This window comes from Streptomyces sp. NPDC052396 (assembly GCF_044593195.1).
Lineage (GTDB): Bacteria > Actinomycetota > Actinomycetes > Streptomycetales > Streptomycetaceae > Streptomyces.
The window spans coordinates 116,890-136,747 of record NZ_JBIUAW010000006.1 but is presented as its reverse complement, the minus strand read 5'-3'; the positions used below and the strand labels follow the sequence as shown (position 1 = coordinate 136,747).

General features: G+C 71.9%; 20 protein-coding genes and 1 riboswitch. Of the genes, 12 read left to right on the top strand and 8 right to left on the bottom strand.

The features are described 5' to 3' along the window. Window positions 1-3: 3 nt before the first annotated feature. Window positions 4-145, bottom strand: a riboswitch (SAM riboswitch). 153 nt (window positions 146-298) lie between these two features. The 3 genes from ACIHFE_RS17205 (at window position 299) to ACIHFE_RS17195 (ending at window position 3,583) form a co-directional block, all read left to right on the top strand. After that, complete coding sequence (locus tag ACIHFE_RS17205) at window positions 299-1,246, top strand: glucosyl-3-phosphoglycerate synthase (RefSeq protein ID WP_400107286.1); 948 nt, start codon at window positions 299-301, stop codon at window positions 1,244-1,246. Between the two features lie 41 nt (window positions 1,247-1,287). Beyond that, window positions 1,288-2,748: a trehalose-6-phosphate synthase gene (locus ACIHFE_RS17200; RefSeq protein WP_400107284.1), complete on the top strand. Its 1,461-nt coding sequence runs from the start codon at window positions 1,288-1,290 to the stop codon at window positions 2,746-2,748. Window positions 2,749-2,845: 97 nt separating this feature from the next. Then, window positions 2,846-3,583 (top strand): hypothetical protein, encoded by a 738-nt coding sequence (locus tag ACIHFE_RS17195; protein ID WP_400107282.1) that lies wholly within the window; start codon window positions 2,846-2,848, stop codon window positions 3,581-3,583. A 3-nt stretch (window positions 3,584-3,586) separates the two neighbouring features. Here the strand turns inward: ACIHFE_RS17195 and otsB are convergent, their stop codons facing one another. From otsB to ACIHFE_RS17180, 3 genes are read right to left on the bottom strand one after another with little or no spacing between them, the layout of a single operon-like run. Next, complete coding sequence (gene otsB, locus ACIHFE_RS17190; RefSeq protein WP_400107280.1) at window positions 3,587-4,426, bottom strand: trehalose-phosphatase; 840 nt, start codon at window positions 4,424-4,426, stop codon at window positions 3,587-3,589. 37 nt (window positions 4,427-4,463) lie between these two features. Then, window positions 4,464-4,733 carry a DUF3263 domain-containing protein gene (locus tag ACIHFE_RS17185; protein WP_400107278.1) on the bottom strand — a complete coding sequence of 90 codons (270 nt, stop codon included), beginning with the start codon at window positions 4,731-4,733 and terminating at the stop codon, window positions 4,464-4,466. A 10-nt stretch (window positions 4,734-4,743) separates the two neighbouring features. Next, on the bottom strand, window positions 4,744-5,961 hold the full coding sequence (locus ACIHFE_RS17180; protein WP_400107276.1) for an extracellular solute-binding protein: 1,218 nt from the start codon (window positions 5,959-5,961) through the stop codon (window positions 4,744-4,746). 304 nt (window positions 5,962-6,265) lie between these two features. Here ACIHFE_RS17180 and ACIHFE_RS17175 point away from each other — a divergent pair, with 304 nt between their 5' ends. The 5 genes from ACIHFE_RS17175 (at window position 6,266) to ACIHFE_RS17155 (ending at window position 11,734) form a co-directional block, all read left to right on the top strand. After that, window positions 6,266-7,192 carry an SIS domain-containing protein gene (locus tag ACIHFE_RS17175; protein WP_400107274.1) on the top strand — a complete coding sequence of 309 codons (927 nt, stop codon included), beginning with the start codon at window positions 6,266-6,268 and terminating at the stop codon, window positions 7,190-7,192. A gap of 251 nt (window positions 7,193-7,443) precedes the next feature. After that, on the top strand, window positions 7,444-8,388 hold the full coding sequence (locus tag ACIHFE_RS17170) for an ROK family protein (protein WP_400107272.1): 945 nt from the start codon (window positions 7,444-7,446) through the stop codon (window positions 8,386-8,388). After that, a complete protein-coding gene (nagA, locus tag ACIHFE_RS17165) occupies window positions 8,388-9,611 on the top strand; it encodes an N-acetylglucosamine-6-phosphate deacetylase (RefSeq protein WP_400107271.1) in 1,224 nt (407 codons plus the stop codon). Before ACIHFE_RS17170 ends, nagA begins: the two co-directional genes overlap by 1 nt. 131 nt (window positions 9,612-9,742) lie before the next feature. Next, window positions 9,743-10,675 carry a 1-phosphofructokinase family hexose kinase gene (locus tag ACIHFE_RS17160; RefSeq protein WP_400107269.1) on the top strand — a complete coding sequence of 311 codons (933 nt, stop codon included), beginning with the start codon at window positions 9,743-9,745 and terminating at the stop codon, window positions 10,673-10,675. Between the two features lie 237 nt (window positions 10,676-10,912). Beyond that, a complete protein-coding gene (locus ACIHFE_RS17155) occupies window positions 10,913-11,734 on the top strand; it encodes a ketose-bisphosphate aldolase (protein WP_400107267.1) in 822 nt (273 codons plus the stop codon). Between the two features lie 60 nt (window positions 11,735-11,794). On the opposite strand, the gene ACIHFE_RS17150 is transcribed toward ACIHFE_RS17155, so the two are convergent. Further along, window positions 11,795-12,748: a CBM35 domain-containing protein gene (locus tag ACIHFE_RS17150; RefSeq protein WP_400107265.1), complete on the bottom strand. Its 954-nt coding sequence runs from the start codon at window positions 12,746-12,748 to the stop codon at window positions 11,795-11,797. 141 nt (window positions 12,749-12,889) lie between these two features. After that, on the bottom strand, window positions 12,890-14,641 hold the full coding sequence (gene cdgB, locus ACIHFE_RS17145) for a diguanylate cyclase CdgB (RefSeq protein ID WP_400107263.1): 1,752 nt from the start codon (window positions 14,639-14,641) through the stop codon (window positions 12,890-12,892). Between the two features lie 371 nt (window positions 14,642-15,012). Between cdgB and ACIHFE_RS17140 the strand changes: the two genes are divergently transcribed. Next, window positions 15,013-15,576, top strand: coding sequence for a flavin reductase family protein (locus ACIHFE_RS17140; RefSeq protein ID WP_400107261.1), 564 nt, complete (start codon window positions 15,013-15,015; stop codon window positions 15,574-15,576). Window positions 15,577-15,628: 52 nt separating this feature from the next. On the opposite strand, the gene arfB is transcribed toward ACIHFE_RS17140, so the two are convergent. Then, window positions 15,629-16,057: an alternative ribosome rescue aminoacyl-tRNA hydrolase ArfB gene (gene arfB, locus ACIHFE_RS17135; protein ID WP_400107259.1), complete on the bottom strand. Its 429-nt coding sequence runs from the start codon at window positions 16,055-16,057 to the stop codon at window positions 15,629-15,631. Window positions 16,058-16,246: 189 nt separating this feature from the next. Here arfB and ACIHFE_RS17130 point away from each other — a divergent pair, with 189 nt between their 5' ends. Beyond that, entirely contained in the window at window positions 16,247-16,822 is a 576-nt protein-coding gene (locus ACIHFE_RS17130) for a TerD family protein (RefSeq protein WP_400107257.1), read from the top strand. A 131-nt stretch (window positions 16,823-16,953) separates the two neighbouring features. Next, window positions 16,954-17,487, top strand: a complete 534-nt coding sequence (locus tag ACIHFE_RS17125; RefSeq protein WP_400107255.1) for a GNAT family N-acetyltransferase — start codon at window positions 16,954-16,956, stop codon at window positions 17,485-17,487. Window positions 17,488-17,504: 17 nt separating this feature from the next. Here ACIHFE_RS17125 and ACIHFE_RS17120 read toward each other — a convergent pair whose 3' ends face one another. Continuing rightward, complete coding sequence (locus ACIHFE_RS17120) at window positions 17,505-18,683, bottom strand: serine hydrolase domain-containing protein (RefSeq protein WP_400107253.1); 1,179 nt, start codon at window positions 18,681-18,683, stop codon at window positions 17,505-17,507. A gap of 178 nt (window positions 18,684-18,861) precedes the next feature. Between ACIHFE_RS17120 and ACIHFE_RS17115 the strand changes: the two genes are divergently transcribed. After that, a complete protein-coding gene (locus ACIHFE_RS17115; RefSeq protein WP_400107251.1) occupies window positions 18,862-19,050 on the top strand; it encodes an antitoxin in 189 nt (62 codons plus the stop codon). A 5-nt stretch (window positions 19,051-19,055) separates the two neighbouring features. Here the strand turns inward: ACIHFE_RS17115 and ACIHFE_RS17110 are convergent, their stop codons facing one another. Beyond that, complete coding sequence (locus tag ACIHFE_RS17110) at window positions 19,056-19,613, bottom strand: GNAT family N-acetyltransferase (protein ID WP_400107249.1); 558 nt, start codon at window positions 19,611-19,613, stop codon at window positions 19,056-19,058. Window positions 19,614-19,858 lie beyond the last annotated feature (245 nt).

Here is a 19,858-nt window from a genome sequence, read left to right as displayed (position 1 = left end):
TTCTCCTCATCTTCCTCATGGCGAACCTCGCCATGAGACGGAATTGGCACCTTCCCCGCCGGGAGCCTCGCGCTGTCTGCGGAGACCGGCTGGAGGGTTGCCGGGGCTTCAACGGGCCGTGTCCCTCTGCCCCTCTGGATGAGCGGTATGGCACTGGGCGGGGCCCAGGCGTTTATGCGTGCGGCGACCCCCGACATAGGACGGGGTTCCGCGTTGTTCAAGACTGTATCGGAAGGCCATGGCCGTGTTCAGGGCCGTCCGTAAGGCGAGACGCATCACACAACGAGGAGTCATTCACGTGCTGGAAGAGGTGGAGCGCTGGCTCGCCCGGCGGTCCTGGTCCGTCACAGACCGTCCGCTCGACCGGCTCCTCGCCGCCAAACGCGAGACCGGCAGCACGGTCAGCGTGGTGCTGCCCGCACTGAACGAGGAGGCGACGGTCGGGGAGATCGTCGCCGAGATCCGCCGGGCGCTGATGACCGAGGCGGTGCCCCTGGTGGACGAGCTGGTGGTGCTGGACTCCGGTTCCACCGACCGCACCTCCGAGGTGGCCGCGGCCGCCGGGGCGCGGGTGGTGCACCGGGATTCGGTGCTGCCCCGGCTGCCCGCGCTGCCCGGCAAGGGTGAGGTGCTGTGGCGGTCGCTGCTGGTGACCTCCGGTGACATCGTGTGCTTCATCGACGCCGACCTGCGGGACTTCTCGGCGGACTTTGTCTCCGGGATCGTGGGGCCGCTGCTGACCGATCCCGGGGTGGAGTTCGTCAAGGCGATGTACGACCGCCCCCTGGGCGAGGCCGTGGGCCAGGGCGGCCGGGTGACCGAGCTGGTGGCCCGTCCACTGCTCAATCTGCACTGGCCGCAGCTGGCCGGCTTTGTCCAGCCGCTGGGCGGGGAGTACGCGGCCCGCCGCTCGCTGCTGGAGCGGCTGCCGTTCCCGGTGGGGTACGGGGTGGAGCTGGGGCTGCTGGTGGACGCGCTGCACACCGTGGGCCTGGACGCGCTGGCCCAGGTGGACGTGGGCGTGCGCAAGCACCGTCATCAGGACGGCCGGGCCCTCGGCCGGATGGCGGCCGCGATCTACCGCACCGCCCAGCTGCGGCTCGCCCGGCCGCCCCTGGTACGTCCGGTTCTGACCCAGTTCGAAAGGACGGCGGAAGGCTTCGTTCCACGCACTTATGCGGTGGACACCGAGGAGCGTCCGCCGATGGCCGAGGTCCCCGAGTACGCCCGGCATCGCGCGGCCTAAGCGTACGTTTGAGCGGATGGCGGGGCGGCAAGGCTCGCGTCATGGTCACTGAGCACCGGCCCTCGGCCCCGATCGTCGTCGCCTCCAACCGGGGCCCGGTCTCCTACCACGTGCGGGAGGACGGTTCGCTGGCCGCGGGCCGGGGCGGCGGCGGGCTGGTCTCCGGCCTGAGCGCCATCGGCCCGGAGTCGGGGGCGGTATGGGTGTGCGCGGCCCTGGGCGAGGGCGATCGCCTGGCGGCCCGCCGCTCGGGCGGCAGACTCGACGCCGCCGACACCGGCGGCCACCGGGTGCGGATGCTGGACATCGCGCCGGACACCTTCGCCGCCGCGTACAACGGCGTCGCCAACTCGGTGTTGTGGTTTGTCCATCACCTGCTCTACCAGACGCCCCTGGAGCCCGTCTTCGACGACGCCTTCCGCGCCCAGTGGGCCGCCTACGAGGCGTACAACGCCGCCTTCGCCGAGGCGCTGGCCGAGGAGGCCGCGCCGGAGGCGGTGGTGCTGGTGCAGGACTACCACCTGACGCTGGTGCCGGGGCTGCTCCGCGCGCTGCGGCCGGACCTGCGGACCGGGCACTTCTCGCACACCCCCTGGGCGCCGCCGGACTACTACCGGCTGCTGCCGGACGATGTCGCCCGGCAGGTGCTGTCCGGCATCCTGGGCGGCGACCGGGCGGCCTTCCTGACCCGGCGCTGGGCCCAGTCCTTCGCGGACTGCTGTGAGCAGGTGCTGGGGGCGGAGACCGAACGGGAGAACGGCATCGCCACCGCGGTGCGCTTCGAGGGCCGTACCACCCGGCTGGGGGTGCACGGCCTGGGCACGGACGGGGAGTTCCTGCGAGAGCGGGCGCACCGGGCGGATGTCGAGGAGCGGATGGCGGCGCTGCGCGCCCGGACCGGCGGGCGCCGGACGATTGTGCGGGTGGACCGCACCGAGCTGTCCAAGAACATCGTGCGCGGCCTGCTCGCCTTCCGGCGGCTGCTCCAGGAGCGGCCGGAGTGGCGGGGGCAGGTGGTGCATATCGCCTTCGCCTATCCCTCCCGGCAGGACCTGGCCGTCTACCGGGACTACACGGCCACCGTGGAGCGGGTCGCCCGGGAGATCAACGCCGAGTTCGGCGGCGCCGGTTGGCAGCCGGTGGACCTGCATGTCAAGGATGACTTCGCCCGCTCGCTGGCGGCGTACCGGATGGCGGACGTGGCCCTGGTCAACCCGATCCGGGATGGAATGAACCTGGTGGCCAAGGAGGTTCCGGTGGTCTCCGACGCCGGCTGTGTGCTGGTGCTGTCCCGTGAGGCGGGTGCGGCGGCGGAGCTGGGCGAGGATGCGCTGCTGGTCAATCCCTACGATGTGGAGGCCACCGCCCGGGCGCTGCACCGGGCGCTGCTGATGGACCCGGCCGAACGGGCCGAGCGCTGCAAGCGGTTGGCGGCGGCGGCCACCGCGCTGCCGCCGGCCCGGTGGTTCATGGACCAGCTGACGGCCCTGCAGCGGATCTAGTGCGCCGGAGCGCACGGCGCTCGCCCGGCGCGGGCCGTGCGCGGCCCCGCTTCGGGGCCCCGGCTGGACGGCCCCGCGCACGGGTAATCATGGTGCCATGTCACTTGCTCCCCGTTGGGCCGCACTTGCGGCCGCCTCGGTGACGGTTCTCGCCCTCACCGCCACCGGCTGTTCCTCCGATTCCGGCAAGAAGTCCGACGCCAAGTCGGATACCAAGGGCTCCTCCTCGGCCTCCGCCAACGGCAAGGCCTCGCCCGGTTCCTCGTCCTCGTCCGGCGCGGTGCCGGTGGGGGCCGGCCCGCAGACCAAGTACGCCGTGCAGCAGCAGCCCGCCGCGGGCAGCTGCTCCTATCACTACACCGCGGACAAGCAGCCGCTGCCCGACCCCAAGTGCACCCCGGGCGCCACCAACCCCAAGGTCACCCAGGCCACCATCAAGGAGACCATCTGCAAGGCCGGTTACACCAAGGACATCCGGCCGCCGGTGGGCGTCACCGGCAAGGAGAAGACCGCCAACGCGGCCTCCTACGGCTACAAGGGCCCGATGCGGGACGCCGAGTACGACCACCTCATCAGCCTTCAGCTGGGCGGGGACCCCAATGACCCGCGCAATCTGTGGGTGGAGCCGCCGTCGCCCGGTCACAAGGACGGCGCCGGCCCCAACAACCCCAAGGACGTGGTGGAGACCAAGCTGAAGACCGCGATCTGCTCCGGCAAGGCCCAACTGGCCGATGTCCAGCGGGCCATAGCGCATGACTGGACCACCGCGCTGGCCGGCCTGGGCATCAAGGACGACGGCAAGAAGGCGGTGGCCAAGGACCCGGACGACGACTGACCGTCAGCCCAGCCGCTCCGCCAGGGCGGTCAGCAGGCCCACCACCCCGGACGGCCCGTCGACCACCAGGTCGGCCCGGGCGGCCAGTTCGGCGACCTCGGCGCTGCCGCTGCACACCAGGACCCCGGCCACTCCTTCGGTGCGCAGCCGCTCCACGGCGGCGAAGGCGGCGAGGTCGCCGAGGTCGTCGCCGGCGTAGAGCACACAGCCGGCTCCGGTCTCCCGGACGTACTCGGCCAGCGCCACGCCCTTGTCGACGCCCGGCGGGCGCAGCTCCACCACCAGCCGTCCGGGCTCGGTGATCAGCCCATGGCGGTGGGCGAGTTCGGTGAGCGGACCCAGCAGGGCCTGGAAGGCGCCCTGCGGGTCGGCCGCGCGGCGGGTATGGACGGCGATGGCGCGGCTCTTGTCCTCGACCCAAGTACCCTGCCAGGCACCGGATTCGTCGAGCACTCCGGGCAGTTCGGCCTGGACCCCGGCCACTCCGGGGTGCGGGGCCGGGGCCCGTAGGGTGCCGGTGGCGGCGTCCCACCGCTCGGCGCCGTACTGGCCCAGCACCACCAGGCGCTCCAGGCCCGGCACCGAGGCGAAGCCGCCATAGCGCACCGCGACCCCGGCCGCCCGGCCGGTGATCACGGCGACGGAGCCCAGGTGCGGGGCGAGCCGGGCCAGGGCCGGCACGGCCGCGGGGTGGGCCCGGGCCTGTTCGGGATCGGGCACGATCTCGGCGAGCGTGCCATCGAAGTCCAGTGCCAGCACGGCCCGTTCGGGCCGCTTCAGCAGTGCGGCCAGGCCGTCGCGGCCGGCCTGGGTGACGGGTTCCGGGAGAGGGTGGCTGCCCATGCCCCGACCCTACCGATTTCCCGGGCTCCCCGGGGACTCAACGGCGCTCTCGGCGGGCGTCCCGCAGGCGCCGCAGCCGGTTGACGGTGACCGGGTCGTGGGCCAGCGCCCGGGGATCGTCCAGCAGGGCGTTGAGCAGCTGGTAGTAGCGGGTCGGCGTGATGCCCAGCCGCTCCCGGACGGCCCGTTCCTTGGCTCCCGGCCCCGGCCAGGACTCCCGCTCCAGGGCGAGCACGGCGCGGTCCCGCGCGGAGAGCGCGTGCCCGCCCTCCGCCGTGCCGTCCTGGTCCGTACCGCCCTGGTCCATGCCGCCCAGGTTAACGGGGCCCCTCCACCGACTGTGCCTGCGTCTGGATCTCGCTGAGCACGCCCATCGGGTCGCCGCCCGGCTGCACCGCCTGGCCGACCTTCTCCTTGATCGCCTTGCTGACCTTGGCCCAGGAGGTCTTGTTGGCCGGGTAGAACACGGCGTTCTGCAGCGGCTCCAGGAAGGGCAGCAGCTTCTTGTTCTGGCCGTCCTTGTGCATCTGGTCGGAGGCGGACTGGGTCACCGGCAGCAGGCCGTACTGGCTGGTGAAGTCCAGCACGGTCTGGGTTCCGTAGACGGAGTCCAGGAACTGGCCTATCTCCTTGCGGTGGCCGTGCTGCTTGAAGGCCATCAGCCAGTCGGCCACACCCATGGTCGACTTGGCCTTGCCGCTGATACCGGGCAGCTGCGCCATGCCGTACTTGATGCCGCCGGCCTCGGCCTGCTGCATCAGGCTGGGGTGGCCGTTGAGCATGCCGACCTGGCCCTTGCAGAAGGCGTCGAAGACGTCCTGGCGGTTGGTGCGGGCCGGGTCGGCGCCGGTCAGCTTCTTGCCCACCAGTTCGTCGCGCAGCCAGGTGAACGCCTGGACGTTCTCATGCGAGTTGATCACATAGTCGTCGTTCTTGTCGGTGTAGCCGCCGTCGGCACCCAGCATCCACAGCAGGGTCTCGGCGGGCGCCTCCTCGGGGCCCAGCGGCAGCCCGAAGGGCATCTTCACGCCCACGGCCTTGAGCTTGATGGCGGCGGCCTGCAGCTCGTCCCAGCTCTGCGGGGCGCGCAGCACGCCGGCCTTCTCGAAGAGCGTCTTGTTGTAGAAGAGCAGCCGGGTGGAGGAGACAAAGGGCAGGCCGTACTGCATCCGGTGCACATCGCCGGCGGCGGCGATGGAGTCGATGAAGTCGGCCTGGGTGGGGACGGACAGCAGCTGGTCGGCGCTGTAGAGCTTGCCCGCGGCGGCGAAGTCGGCGTAGGCGCCGATCTGCGCGATGTCCGGGGCGTTGCCGGCGGCGACCATGTCGGCGACCCGCTTGTCCACCTCGGTCCAGCTGTAGACCTCGACCGAGACCTTCACGCCCTTGTGGTCGCCCTCGAAGGTACGGGCCACCGAGTCCCAGTACCGCTTGGAGCTGTTGGCGGGCTTGCCGTCGCCGTACTCCGCCGCGACCAGGGTGATCGTCTTGCTACCGCCCGCTCCGCTGCCGCACCCCGCCAGAGCCGGCGCCATCGCCGCCGTGGCGGCACCAGCCGCCGTCAGACCCAAGAAACGCCGCCGCTGCACTTGCTTTCCGCCCTCGTGATCGGTGAGAAATCCATTCGGATGGAGTTCGGATCGAGACCGCCATCCCTGACGGGAGACCGCCATCTCTTCCGCGCCACCTTAAGCGCTACTCGAACGGACACTCGCCCCGCCCTCGCCCTTCCCTCCCCTACGGGGCGGCTGCTATCCACGGAGGCGGACTACCGATCATGACCGTGCCGCCCGTCGTTCACCCGTCGTTCCGGCAACCGATCCGGCAAGGAGCCCGCGCATGAAGCCCTCCCCCTCCCGCACTGCCAGCGAACTCGCCACCCAGCCCGACTGCTGGCGGCGGGCCGCCGCGCTGGCGCCGTCGGCCGGGGAGCTCCCCCGGCCGGGCGAGCGGGTCGCCGTCACCGGCTGTGGGACCTCCTGGTTCATGGCCCAGTCCTATGCGGCTCTGCGCGAGGCCGCGGGGCAGGGCGAGACGGATGCCTTCGCCGCCTCCCAGTTCCCGGTGGGGCGGCGCTATGACCGGGTGCTGGCGATCACCCGGTCCGGCACCACCACGGAGGTGCTCACCCTGCTGGAGCGGCTGCGGGACAGCGGCACCCGCACGGTGGCGATCACGGCGGACGCCACCGCGCCGGTGCGGCGGGCCGCCGGCTCGGCGGTGGTGCTGGACTGGGCGGACGAGGAGTCCGTAGTGCAGACCCGGTTCGCCACCACGGCGCTGGCGCTGCTGCGGGCGGGGCTGGAGGGGCATGGCGCGCTTCCGGAGGCCGTCGGGCCGGTCGCGGCGGCCGCGGACGAGGCCGACGCGGCGCTGACCGACCCGATACCGCCGGCCGTGCTGGAGGCGGAGCAGTGGACCTTCCTGGGCCTGGGGTGGGCGTACGGCCTGGCGCAGGAGGCGGCGCTGAAGATGCGGGAGGCGGCGGGGGCCTGGACGGAGGCGTACCCGGCGATGGAGTACCGGCATGGGCCGGTCGCCATCGCCGCACCGGGGCGGGTGGTGTGGGCGTTCGGGCCGCTGCCGGAGGGACTGGCGGCGGATGTGGTCGGGGCGGGCGGCACGCTGGTGCAGGTGGGTGCGGATCCGCTGGCGGATCTGGTGCGGGCGCAGCGAGTCGCTGTCGCGGTGGCGGAGGGACGGGGGCTGAACCCCGACACTCCGCGCAACCTGACGCGGAGCGTGGTCCTGCCGGAGGGGACGTAGGCGGGTTCCACCGTTGCCGGGTGCGGCGCCGTTTCCCGCCGTTGGCGGCTTACGGCCCGCAGTCGCCGATGGCGGGCAAGCCCCACCGGCGAGTCCCACCAACCCGGACAACGGTCACGGGTGGGGCGCGGGTGGGGCGAACCCCGCCGGAGGCGGGGAAACGGCGCCGCACCCGGCAACGCACCCGCACCCGTACCCGAACGGGACAGTGGACTAGACCTTTCCGCCCCGCACACGCGACACTGGACGACGTGAAACACGTCATCGCCCTGGACGTGGGCGGCACCACCATCAAGGCCGCACTCGTCAGCCAGGACCACACCCTGCTGCACGAAACCCGCCGCCCCACCGCCGCCGCCAAAGGCCCCGACGCCGTCGTCAACGGCATCCTCGACCTCGCCGCGGAACTCCGCACCCTCGGCGAGACCCGCTACGGCCGCACCCCCGAAGCAGCCGGCATAGCCGTCCCCGGCATCGTGGACACCCGCACCGGCACCGCCGTCTACGCCGCCAACCTCGGCTGGCGCGACGTCCCGCTCAAAGAGCGGCTCGGCGAGCGCCTCGGCCTTCCCGTGACGGTAGGACACGACGTCCGCACCGGCGGCCTGGCCGAAGGCCGCATCGGCGCCGGCCGCGCCACCGACCGCTTCCTGTTCATGCCCGTGGGCACCGGCATCGCCGGAGCCATCGGCATCGACGGCCGCATCGAGGAAGGCGCCCACGGCTCCGCCGGCGAGATCGGCCATATCCGGGTCCGCTCCGGCCCGGACGCGCCCCCCTGCGGCTGCGGCGCCACGGGCTGTCTGGAGGCCCTGGCCTCCGCCTCCGCCATCAGCCGGGCCTGGGCGCGGACCACCGGCGACCGCACCGCCGACGCCGCCGACTGCGCCAAGGCCGTCCGCTCCGGCGACCCGCGTGCCCGGGCCGTCTGGCAGCAGGCCGTGGACGCCCTGGCCGACGGCCTGGTCATCGGCCTCACCCTGCTGGACCCCCATACCCTGATCATCGGTGGCGGCCTGGCCGAGGCGGGGGAAACCTTGTTCACACCACTGCGCGCGGCCGTCCAGGAGCGCCTGACCTTCCAGCGGCTCCCCCTGATCGTCCCGGCGGCCCTCGGGGACACCGCCGGCTGCCTGGGCGCGGGCCTGCTCGCCTGGGACCTGCTCGCCATGGAATTCACGGAGGTAACCGCCTGATGGTGGATCGAACGGTTCTCGCCGGCGCCCGCGTGGTGCTGCCGACCGGAGTGGCCGACGGCGGCCGCCTGACGATCGAGAACGGCCGCATCACGGCCGTCCGGCCCGAGACGGACCTCCGGCCCGAGGCAGGCCTCCGGCCCGAGGCAGACCTCCGGCCCGGGGCGGACCGGTCCGAGGAGGGCCCCACCCTGGACCTCACCGGCCACTGGATCGTCCCCGGCTTCGTCGACATGCACGTCCACGGCGGCGGCGGAGCGTCCTTCGCCTCCGGCGACCCCAAGGAGGCGCTCACCGCCATCAACGCCCACCGGGCGCATGGCACCACCACCATGGCCGCCTCCACCGTCACCGGCGACCTGGACGACCTGGCCCGGCAGGCGGCCGTGCTGGCCGAGCTGACCCAGCAGGGCGACCTGGCCGGCGTCCACTTCGAGGGCCCGTTCATCTCCCCGCACCGCTGCGGCGCCCACCAGCCCGGGCTGCTGCGCGCACCCGACCCGTCCGACGTCCGCAAGCTGGTGGACGCCGCGCATGGCACCGCCCGGATGATGACCCTCGCCCCGGAGCTGCCCGGCGGCCTGGAGTCGGTCCGGATGCTCGCCGACCTCGGTGTGATCGCCGCCGTCGGCCACACCGACTCCTCCTACGAGGCGACGCTGGAGGCCATCGAGGCGGGCGCCACGGTGGCCACCCACCTGTTCAACGCCATGCCCGCGCTGCTGCACCGGGACCCCGGCCCGATCGCCGCGCTGCTGGAGGACGAGCGGGTCACCGTGGAGCTGATCAACGACGGCACCCATCTGCACCCGTCCGTCCTGCAGCTCGCCTTCGCCCGCGCCGGCGCGCGGCGGGTCGCCTTCATCACCGATGCCATGGGCGCGGCCGGGATGAGCGACGGCATGTACGCGCTCGGCCCGATGCGGGTGGAGGTCAAGGACGCGGTGGCCCGGATCGCCGACGGCCCCACCGCCGGCTCCATCGCCGGCTCCACGCTCACCCTGGACACCGCCTTCCGGCGCGCGGTGACCATCGACGGGCTGCCGGTCGAGGACGTGGTGCGGGCCCTGTCCGCCAACCCGGCCCGGCTGCTGGGCGTGGACGACCGGGTCGGCTCCCTGGAACCGGGCAAGGACGCCGACCTGGTGGTGCTGGACCACTCCTTCGAGCTCGTCGGGGTGATGCGCAAGGGCGACTGGCTGGTCCGTCCAGAAGTGCGGTGATTCATCCCGCCCTTGAAGTGCGCTCCAAGCGCCCTTGAACTCTCTTGAACAGAAGCGGTGGGTCCCGGACTCTGGGCCTGCCGCTTCTGTTTTGGCATGATCGCTCCCGCAATCCTGGGAGGGAGGCGCCGGTGATCCTCACGGTCACGCTCAACGCCGCGCTCGATCTGACGTACCGCGTACCGCGGTTGCGTCCGCACAGCTCGCACCGGGTCGTCCAGGTCGCCGAACGGGCCGGCGGCAAGGGGCTGAACGTGGCATGTGTACTGGCCGAGTTGGGCCATGACGTCACGGTCACCGGCTTCGCCGGCGGCGTCAACGGCCAGTCGCTGCGCACCCTGCTCGCCGGGGCCGCGCGGGGCCGGGCCGGGGTGCTGGCCGACGCGCTGGTCCCGGTCGCGGGCAACACCCGGCGCACGGTGGGGGTGGTGGACACCGCCACCGGTGACGCCACCCAGTTCAATGAGCCCGGACCGGAGGTCTCGGCCGCCGAGTGGGCCGAGTTCACCGACCGCTACGCCCAACTTCTGGACGGCGCCCGGGCGGTGGCCCTGTGCGGCAGCCTGCCCCCCGGGGTGCCGGTGGGGGCGTACGCCCCTCTGGTACGCACCGCGCGGGCGCGGGGCGTGCCGGTGCTGCTGGACACCGGCGGAGAACCGTTGCGGCGCGGGATCGCCGCGCGGCCGGATGTGGTCAAGCCGAACGCGGCGGAACTGGCCGAGCTGACGGGCTCCACCGATCCGCTGCGGGCGGCGCTGGACGCGCGCCGCCGGGGCGCGTACGCGGTGGTGGCCTCGCTGGGGCCGGAGGGCATGCTGGCCGTCACGCCGGACGGTTCCTGGCGGGCGGCCGCGCCGGAACGCCTCTCCGGCAACCCGACCGGGGCCGGGGACGCGGTGGTCGCCGCGCTGCTCTCCGGCTGGGTGCGCGGGGTCCCCTGGCCCGAGCGGCTGGCCCAGGCCGTCGCCCTGTCGGGCGCGACGGTTCGGGCCGGCACGGCCGGGGAGTTCGACGGTGCGACGTACGAAGCCCTGCTGCCACGGGTGAAGGTCACCCCGGCGTGAGCCGGGCCGCCGGGCGCGGCGCCGTTTCCCGCGGAGTTCCACCCCCGCACCTTGCCGGGCGCGGCGCCGTTTCCCGCCTCCGGCGGTCAGCCCCACCTACGCACCATCCGTTACCGTCCCCCGCGTTGGCCGAGGCCGCCAGTGGGGGCGGGCCGCCGTCGGCGACTGCGGCGCGTGGGTGGGGATGGCACCGACGCCCCGAAGGGGCGTGCCCACCCAACCACCTGGAGGTGACCCGTGCCCCTGGCCCGAACCCGCGAACTCCTCACCACCGCCCACCCCCTGTTCGCCTTCAACGTCATCACCACCGAGCACGCCGAAGCCATCGCCACCGCCGCCGAAGCCGCCAACGCCCCGGCCATCCTCCAGATCTCCGAGAACGCCGTGAAGTTCCACGGCGGAAACCTCACCCCCCTGGCAACGGCAACCGCCGCGGTGGCCCGCACCTCCACCGCCCAACTGGCGCTCCACCTCGACCACATCGAGTCCGAGGAACTCCTCCACGCGGCCGCCGCCCACGACTTCAGCTCCGTGATGTTCGACGCGTCCAGGCTCCCCTACGCCGACAACGTCAAAGCGACCGCCGAAGCCGTCCGCTGGGCCCACCGGCGAGACATCACCCTCGAAGCCGAACTGGGCCGCATCGGCGGCAAACCCGGCGACGCCCACACCCCCGGCATCCGCACCGACCCCACCGAGGCAGCCCGCTATGCCGCCGAAACCGGCGTGGACGCCCTCGCCGTGGCCGTCGGCAGCTCCCACGCCATGACCGACCGCACCGCCACCCTCGACCACACCCTCATCGCCCGGCTCCGCGAGGCCGTCCCCGTCCCCCTCGTCCTGCACGGCTCCTCCGGCGTCCCCGACGCCGAACTCCGCCGCGCGATCGCCGCCGGCATCCGCAAGGTCAATGTGGGCACCGCCCTCAACAAGGCGTACACCGGCGCCGTCCGCGCCTTCCTGGAGGCCCACCCCTCCACCGTCGACCCGCGCAAGTACCTCGCCCCTGCCCGAGAGGCGATGGCATCAGCAGTGGCCGCGTACCTCCGGCTCAACTGACAGACATCTGAACAAGCCCCCGGCGCACAGCCGGGGGCTTGATGAGAGTCATGCGTGGCATCACGGCTTGCTCAGCCACAGCTGGTCAAGATTCATCCCGCACTTGTTGCCGGTCTCGCAGGACACCTTGATGGTGTTCTTGCCCTTGGTGAGTTCGACCAGCTGCCAGGAGCTGAACCAGCCGTCCGAGCCGTAGCTCCTGAGGTCTATCGCCCGGCTGTCCCGCTTGCCATTGGTGGTGACAGAAAGGTTTCCACCCCCGCTGGGCGTGCCATAGCCGACGTTCAGCCGGTACGTACCCGCGTCCTTGACATCGACCACCCACTCCACACCCGACCCCGGCTGGTTGACTCCGGTGATGTAGGTGCCGCCTGCGGCCTTGGCCCCCGGCACATTCTTGGCCGTGGTGGCCCCGCCACTCAGCTTCAGTTCGGCCGCGTCCCGCTTCCATTCCCCGTCCACCGTCTGGTTCTGGGAATCGTCGGAACCCTTCTTCTTGCCGGACGGCTTACCGCTGGACGGCGAGCTCGGCTGGTTGGAGCTGTCCGCTGCCGAGCTCTTCCCCGAGTCGTCGGAGGAGTTGTTGAGCATCGCCACGCCGATGCCGCCCGCGACCACCAGCACCACGGCTATCGCGGCCACCAGCAGCCCCCGCCGCTTGGGGCGCTCGGCGGTGGCGTGGCCATGGCCATGGCCGGAGGCGGCGGGGTGCCGGGGGGCGCCGCCGGGGAGCGTTTCCGGGGCGGCGTAGTGCGGCGCGGGCTGGTGCGGGGGCATCGGCTGCCCGCCGCCGTAGGTACCGCCGGGCACCTGGGCGCCGTAGGTGCCGCCCTGCGGCTGGCCGTACTGGCGCGAGCCCACCGGGCGGACCTGGTTGTACGACGTGCGCGGGACGCCGGGCTGGGGTGCGGACGGAGCACCGTCGCCACCCTGCTCACCGCCCTCCGAGCGGTAGAGATAGGCGAACGGGTCGTCGTCCTGTGGCGTGCCCGTGCCATTGTTACCGGCCGTCATCCCGTGTCACTCCCCAAGTGGTCCGCCCGTCGGCACCCCTGCTCTGCTCGCCCGGTCCGCGATGTCGGGAGCCGGTCCGGCCACCACGATCGGCGGCGGTGCCGCATCGGCGCAGCCTACCCGAGCGAGATGAGAACAGGCTCAGCCCGCCCGCCGCCCGGCCTTCGCCCGGGACCGCTTCTCCACATACATCCGCTGGTCCGCCGAGCGCAGCACCTCATCCGCGGACATCCCGCAGCCGGCCCAGCCGATGCCGAAGCTGGCGCCGACCCGTACCGCCCGGCCGTCCACCCGGATCGGCGGGATGATCGCGTTGCGCAGCCGGACCGCCAGGTCCTCCGCGTCCGCGCGGCCCAGGCCATCGGCGAGCACCACAAACTCGTCGCCGCCCAGCCGGGCCACCGTGTCCCCGTCGCGGACGCCGCTGGTCAGCCGGCGGGCCACCTCGATCAGCACCGCGTCGCCGGTGTGGTGGCCGAACCGGTCGTTGATCGACTTGAAGCCGTCCAGGTCACAGAAGAGGACGGCCAGGCCCTTGGACCCGTCGTCGCTGGTCTCGTCCAGGGCGACGGTGTGCTCATGGTGGTCGTACGCCCCGCCGTCCCAGAAGCCGTCACCGGTCCGGTACTCACCGGCCGGCTCGGCGGCGTGCTCGTCGCCGGACGGCTGGGGGGCGCGGTCGGGGACGCCCTGGCCCCCGAAGCCATGGCCATAGCCGGCGGTGGAGACCAGGCTGGTGACCTCGGCGAAGCCGTCCAGCCGGCCGAAGGGCGAGAGCGTGGCCGCCGCATGCGCGTCGCTGCCCGGCGGGCGGGAGCACAGCCGGCTGCTGAGCCGGGCGCGCAGCTCGGCGCTGTTGGGCAGGCCGGTCAGTGAGTCATGGCTGGCCCGGTGGGCCAGCTGCAGCTCATGCCGCTTGCGGTCCTCTATGTCCTCTACATGGGTGAGGAGGTAGCGGGGGCCGTCGGCGGCGTCGGCGACCACCGAGTTCCGCAGCGAGACCCAGACATAGCTGCCGTCCCGGCGCTGCAGGCGCAGCTCGGCCCGGCCGCCCTCGGCGGAGGTGCGCAGCAGGGTGCCGATGTCCTCCGGGTGAACCAGGTCGGAGAAGGAGTAGCGGCGCATCTGGGAGGCCGACCGGCCCAGCAACCGACACAGCGCGTCATTGGCCCGGTGCAGCCGGCCGTGCTGGTCGCCGCCCATCTCGGCGATGGCCATACCGCTGGGCGCGAATTCAAAGGCCTGCCGGAAACTCTCCTCGCTGGCGCGCAGCGCCTGCCCTTCGCGTTCCAGCCGGACCAGGGCGCGCTGCATATTTGCGCGTAGATGAGCGTTACTGATCGCCACCGCCGCCTGGAACGCATACATCTGCAAAGCCTCACGCCCCCAGGCGCCGGGCCGACGTCCGTTTCGCGGCTTGTCGACGGATATCACCCCCAGCAGCTCCCCGCCCGACGCTCCAGCGGTGTGCATCGGGGCGAAGAGGCGGTCCATGGGGTGCCACTCATCGGGGAAACGCGGCGCCGGACCGGTGGTGCGCCACTGCGGGACGTCGTCGTCGTCCAGCACCCAGCCCTCGGTGTACGGAATGAAGCGCAGCTCACCCCAGCGGTCACCCATGGCCAGCCGGCGCTCCCAGGACACCCGGGAGCCCACCCGCCCGGCCAGGAAGGCCTCGGCGCCGGCGCTGCCCGCGACCGCGGCCACCACCAGATCGCCGTCCGGCCGCACCAGATTGACCGCCGCGAGCTCATAGCCCAGGCCGGACACCACACCGTCGGCGACGGTCTGCAGGGTGTCGGCGAGGCTGCGCGCGGTGTTCAGATCCGCCACGGCCTGGTGAACCTGCCTCAAGGTCGCCAGGCGTACATACGGCTCCGACTCGGACTCCATAGCTCGCTCTCCCCCGAGACCTCGACAGCTACTCCAGATTTTCTTGTCGTCCACTTACCACGCCACTGAATCACAGCGAGCTGACAACTCGGTACACAGGGTCAACAAATAACCGCCGCTGTGAGTCATGTCACAGCGCGTGACGAAGCGGTCCCGACCTGGGGCTTGAGCGCCCTCTCACGCTTTCTCAACGCAAATTGGGCAGGCCATGCAATGCATTTGCGCGAAAGCCGCGCGGAATTGCTCAGGAAAAGGCGACGGTCCGTCCGGCGGCTGACCGAGAAGGGTGACGGGGCCTAGGACCAATACCAGAAGCGGAGTGGGGCCGCAGCCCGATGCCGCGGCCGGCGCGGTGCGGATAGCGTGCTCATGTGTTCCAGACGACGTGCGATACCACCCAGCCCTCCGCGACCGGCATAGCGCATCCTGAAGGGGTGACCGCCGACGAGTTCCGCGCCGCCCTCGCCCGCCTCGCCGCGGGCGTGGTGCTGGTCACCGCGCATGACCCGGAGGACGGTCCACGCGGCGAGGACGTCGGGATGACGGCCACCGCCTTTGTATCGGTCTCCCTGGACCCGCCGTTGGTACTGGTGAGCGTGCGCAATGACTCCCGGATGGACGACCTGCTGGCCCGGGTGGACCGGTGGGCGGTATCGGTACTGGGCGAGGGACAGCGCCAGATCGCCGGGCGGTTCGCCATGAAGGGCCGGGTCAGCGACCGGCTGCTGTTCGCGGACTTCCCCTGGGAGCGCGGCGAGGCGTCCGGCGCGCCGCTGGTCGGCGGGGCGCTGGCCACCCTGGAGTGCCGGACCGAGCAGCGGGTGCCGGCCGGCGACCACATCCTGGTCATCGGCCGGGTGCTGACGGCCACCGCGCCCGGTACGGAGAGCGGCCCGCTGACCTACTTCCGCGGCCGCTACCGCCATCTGGCCTGAGCGGGCGGGCAGTTGGGCGGACGGGCGGTTCGGACGCGGCAGTTGGGCGGGCTCAGTGCCAGTCGCGGCCCGAGCGGCCGCGCTTGGTGTCGGCCCGCTGCTTCTTCTCCCGCAGCCGCCGCTCATTGATGCCGCGCGGGATCCGGGTCGGCTTCCTGCTCTTGGGCGGCGGCGCGGTGGCCTCGGCCAGCAGTGCGGCCAGCCGCACCGCGGCGGCCTCCCGGTTGCGCCACTGCGAACGGTGCTCACTGGCCCGTACGCTCAGCACGCCCCCGGTCATCCGGCCCGCCAGCCGCTGCAGCGCCCGTTCCTTCCATACCGGGGGCAGGGCCTCGGTACTGACGAGGTCGAAGCGCAGTTCCACCTGGCTGTCGCTGGTGTTGACATGCTGGCCGCCCGGCCCGGAGGAACGCGAGAAGCGCCACTGGAGCTCGGACTCGGGCAGCGTGACGGAGCCGCGGATGACATGGGGACCGGACATGACCCCATGGTCCCTCGCCCGGAGCGGTCCGTCACCTCGATTTGCCCGGCCCCCGGCCGGTGCGGCATCCGAAGCCGGTAAAGAAAGTAAAGGAATCCGGAACCGCCGGGCCCGTGCCGGGCGTTGGGGAGGGTGACGGCGGGCGGCCTCGCCCGGCCCGCCACGCGACTCGACGAGAGGATCACTTCCATGCCGGTAAGCCTGTCCAAGGGCGGCAATGTCTCCCTCACCAAGGAGGCCCCCGGTCTCTCGGCCGTCACCGTCGGCCTCGGCTGGGACGTCCGCACCACCACGGGCACGGACTTCGACCTCGACGCCAGCGCCATCGCCGTGAACGCCGCCGGGCGGGTCTACTCCGATGCCCACTTCGTCTTCTTCAACAACAAGTCCACCCCGGACCAGTCCATCGTGCACACCGGTGACAACACCACCGGCCAGGGCGAGGGCGACGACGAGCAGATCAAGGTGAACCTGGCCGCGCTGCCGGCCGATGTGGACAAGATCGTCTTCCCGGTCTCCATCTATGACGCCGAGTCCCGCGCGCAGAACTTCGGCCAGGTGCGCAACGCCTACATCCGCATCGTCAACCAGGCCGGCGAGGCCGAGATAGCCCGTTACGACCTCAGCGAGGACGCCGCCACCGAGACCGCCATGGTCTTCGGCGAGCTCTACCGGCACGGCGCGGAGTGGAAGTTCCGTGCGGTGGGCCAGGGTTACGCCTCCGGCCTGGTGGGCATCGCCAAGGACTTCGGCGTCAACGTCTGAGCCGGACTGAACCGGACCGGACAGCACCGTGGGTCACCCCCCGGCGAGGTGACCCACGGCACCCACCCGGAAGTGATCGTTCCGTGCTCGAATGGGGCAACGCTCAACCGCACGTCCCCTGGAGGGCCTTGATGACCGTCACCCTGCGGACCACGGACCCCGCACTGCTGCTGCGGCCCTGGACCGAGCAGGACGCCCAGGCCCTGGTGGAGTCCGCCCGGGACGCCGAACTGCGCCGCTGGACCTCCATGACCGTGGACGACGCCGAGGACGCGGCCCGCTGGATCGAGACCCAGCAGGCCGGCTGGGAGAGCGGGCGGCGGCTGAGCTTCGCGGTGTGCCTGGAAGCCGCCGTGGCCGCCCATGTGGTCGTCAAATGGCCGGGCCCGGACCGGACTTGCGCCAACGTCGGCTACTGGACCGCGGCCCCCGCCCGTGGCCGGGGCGTGGCCCCGGCCGCGCTGGACGCCCTCACCGACTGGGCCTTCGAGACCTTCGCCGGCGAGGGGCTGGAGCGGCTGGAGCTGCGCCATCAGGAGGGCAATCAGGCCTCCTGCCGGGTGGCCGAGAAGGCCGGCTACCGCTTCGACCGGATCCTGGACCCCTGGCCGCCGCACTACAGCCAGCCCGGGCATGTGCACCTGCGGCGGCGCCCGGCGGCCTGACTCCCCTCCGGCGGGCCTTACTTGCCGTTGAGCGCGGCCTTGATGAACGCCTTGGCGTCATCGGCCGCCTTCTGGTTCGGGTTGAGGTCCAGGTTGCTGCCCAGCGCCAGGGTCACCTGCCGCTTTCCGCCTTCGGTGACAAAGCTGTAGGTGAGGTAGCCGGGGACGCTGCCGGTGTGGCCGTACGCCTTCGCCTGGGTGTACTCGGTGGTGCCCTCCAGCCCCAGGCCGTAGTAGCGGCCCGGGCGGTCCGCGCCGTCCGGGGTCACATTCCGCATCTCCTTGCCGAGCTTGGCCGGCAGCAGCCTGCCGCCCAGCAGGGCGCGGTAGAAGGTGTTCAGGTCATGGGCGTTGGAGACCACATTGCCGGGGCCCCAGAAGACATTGGGGTCGTACTCGGTGATGTCGGCGAACGGGCCGGTGGGCCGGGGGAACCGCTGATAGCCGTGCAGATGACGCCCGTTGATCCGGGACGTGGTGGGCATGGAGGTGTTCTTGAGGTGCAGCGGCCGGATGATGCGCTGGTCGACCTGCTGGCTCAGGGAGTGGCCGGTGACACGCTCCACCAGCAGGCCCAGCACGACATAGTTGGTGTTGGAGTACTCCCACTTGCCCTTCTCGCCCGGCTTGAACTCCGAGGGCAGGGTCAGGGCCATCGAGACCAGCTGGCGGTGGGTGTAGTGCTCGGTCCGCAGCTTGTTGTAGTCGCCGTGCCACTCCCCCATCAGCCGGCTCTTCAGGATGTCGAGGAAGTCGGGCAGCCCGCTGGTGTGGTGCAGCAGCTGGCGCACGGTGATCTGCCTGCCATAGTGGTCGGCCGGGATAAGGCCCGGCAGATAGCGGTCGACACGGTCGTCCAGGCCGACCTTCTTCTCCGCCACCAGCTGCAGGACGACCGTGGCCACCAGGCTCTTGGTCACGCTGCCGGCGCGGAACCGGTCGTCGACGGCCGGGCGCTGCTTGCCGCGCAGGTCCTCCCGGCCGGCCGAGCCGTTCCAGACACCATGCTCGTCCCGCACCTCGGCCACCGCGCCGGGCACACCGTCGGCCGCCAGCCTGTCCAGCGCCCGCTGCAGCGCGGTCCGGTCGACGGGCCGGTGGGCCGCCGGGGCCGCGAGGGCCGGAGCGGCCGTGGAAGCCAGCACACCGGCGGCGAGCAGCGCGGCGAGGGCGGTGGTTCTGCGGGACGGCTTCATAGCGGCAGCCGGGCCTTTCGATCTTTGTGAGCTGATGCGGGATCACCTTAGGGCGCGGCGGTCACTTGAATGATCATGCCAAGGGAGGAGGGCTCCCCCTACGGGTCGCCACCCGGGATGCACAACGGGGCGAATGCCGTGATCCTGGCTGAGTCAGACCTTTCCAAGGAGGACACCCATGTCCATGCTCGACAAGCTCAAGGGCCTGCTGAAGGGCCACGAGGACACGGCCCGCCAGGGGGTGGAGAAGGCCGGGGACGCGTTTGACGCCAGGACCGGGGACAAGTACCAGAGCCAGGTCGACGCGGCCCAGCGCAGGCTCGACGAGCAGATCGGCAGCCGTCCGCCGACCGACGACCAGCCGTAGCCCTCTCACCACAGCCTGTCGATCACCCCTGGGTGAAGCGCGATGCGGGCGTTCCGGAAGGACGCCGCGTCGCGCTTCACCTGTGCGGAAAAGAATCCGGCCATGGTGACCTTGTCGAAGCCGGGAGCGTCACCGGGCAGGGGATCCCCGGGCGTTCCGCCGATCAGCACGGTGCCTTCCAGCGCCTCCCACCCGGCGCTTTCATAGAAGGCGCGCAACGGCCGGTCACAGGTGAACAGGCCGATATCCGCGCCGCTCCGGGCGATGAACTCACGGGCGGCGGCCACCAGATGCCGCCCATGCCCCCGGCCGCGCCGCGCCGGGTCGGTGACCACCGCGCTCAGCCCCGAGGCCCGGCAGGCACGACCCCGGTGGACCAGCTCCTTGGACAGCACATCCAGGGCGGCCACCACCTCCCGCTCCGCTGAGACCAGCAGCATGGCCACCGGCCGCAGCGCCGGGTCATGCGCGCCGCCGCCCGGCCACTCCCGCTCGGCCAGCGCCTCGGCCTGACGGGCCAGCGCGGCCGGAACCTCATCCGCCGCGAACGTCCTGACCTGCATCAACTTCCTTTCCCCAGACGGCCCCACCGGCCCCGCGACCGGTGGGGCCCACTGCTGTCCACGGGCCGCCGCATCCTTCGCGGCGGCCCACTTGCACGTGGCCTAAACCAACTCGGCCGAGCACGACCGGAATTGACCCCTCCTTGGATAACGCTAGATCACATCCTTGTTGCGCCCCTGTCAAAGGTGAGCATTTGCTGGCACGCTCTGCTCAATTCGCTCCCACATCTTGTGCACCAGCGGGC

What these genes read in the sequence shown, in the direction of transcription:
- ACIHFE_RS17150 (WP_400107265.1), bottom strand. Translation starts at nt 12,748, where the DNA reads ATGACGGCCGGTAACAATGGCACGGGCACGCCACAGGACGACGACCCG.
- ACIHFE_RS17130 (WP_400107257.1), top strand. Translation starts at nt 16,247, where the DNA reads ATGCCGGTAAGCCTGTCCAAGGGCGGCAATGTCTCCCTCACCAAGGAG.
- arfB (WP_400107259.1), bottom strand. Translation starts at nt 16,057, where the DNA reads ATGTCCGGTCCCCATGTCATCCGCGGCTCCGTCACGCTGCCCGAGTCC.
- ACIHFE_RS17180 (WP_400107276.1), bottom strand. Translation starts at nt 5,961, where the DNA reads ATGGCGCCGGCTCTGGCGGGGTGCGGCAGCGGAGCGGGCGGTAGCAAG.
- nagA (WP_400107271.1), top strand. Translation starts at nt 8,388, where the DNA reads ATGGTGGATCGAACGGTTCTCGCCGGCGCCCGCGTGGTGCTGCCGACC.
- ACIHFE_RS17200 (WP_400107284.1), top strand. Translation starts at nt 1,288, where the DNA reads ATGGTCACTGAGCACCGGCCCTCGGCCCCGATCGTCGTCGCCTCCAAC.
- otsB (WP_400107280.1), bottom strand. Translation starts at nt 4,426, where the DNA reads ATGGGCAGCCACCCTCTCCCGGAACCCGTCACCCAGGCCGGCCGCGAC.
- cdgB (WP_400107263.1), bottom strand. Translation starts at nt 14,641, where the DNA reads ATGGAGTCCGAGTCGGAGCCGTATGTACGCCTGGCGACCTTGAGGCAG.
- ACIHFE_RS17185 (WP_400107278.1), bottom strand. Translation starts at nt 4,733, where the DNA reads ATGGACCAGGGCGGTACGGACCAGGACGGCACGGCGGAGGGCGGGCAC.
- ACIHFE_RS17115 (WP_400107251.1), top strand. Translation starts at nt 18,862, where the DNA reads ATGTCCATGCTCGACAAGCTCAAGGGCCTGCTGAAGGGCCACGAGGAC.
- ACIHFE_RS17175 (WP_400107274.1), top strand. Translation starts at nt 6,266, where the DNA reads ATGAAGCCCTCCCCCTCCCGCACTGCCAGCGAACTCGCCACCCAGCCC.
- ACIHFE_RS17110 (WP_400107249.1), bottom strand. Translation starts at nt 19,613, where the DNA reads ATGCAGGTCAGGACGTTCGCGGCGGATGAGGTTCCGGCCGCGCTGGCC.
- ACIHFE_RS17195 (WP_400107282.1), top strand. Translation starts at nt 2,846, where the DNA reads ATGTCACTTGCTCCCCGTTGGGCCGCACTTGCGGCCGCCTCGGTGACG.
- ACIHFE_RS17125 (WP_400107255.1), top strand. Translation starts at nt 16,954, where the DNA reads ATGACCGTCACCCTGCGGACCACGGACCCCGCACTGCTGCTGCGGCCC.
- ACIHFE_RS17120 (WP_400107253.1), bottom strand. Translation starts at nt 18,683, where the DNA reads ATGAAGCCGTCCCGCAGAACCACCGCCCTCGCCGCGCTGCTCGCCGCC.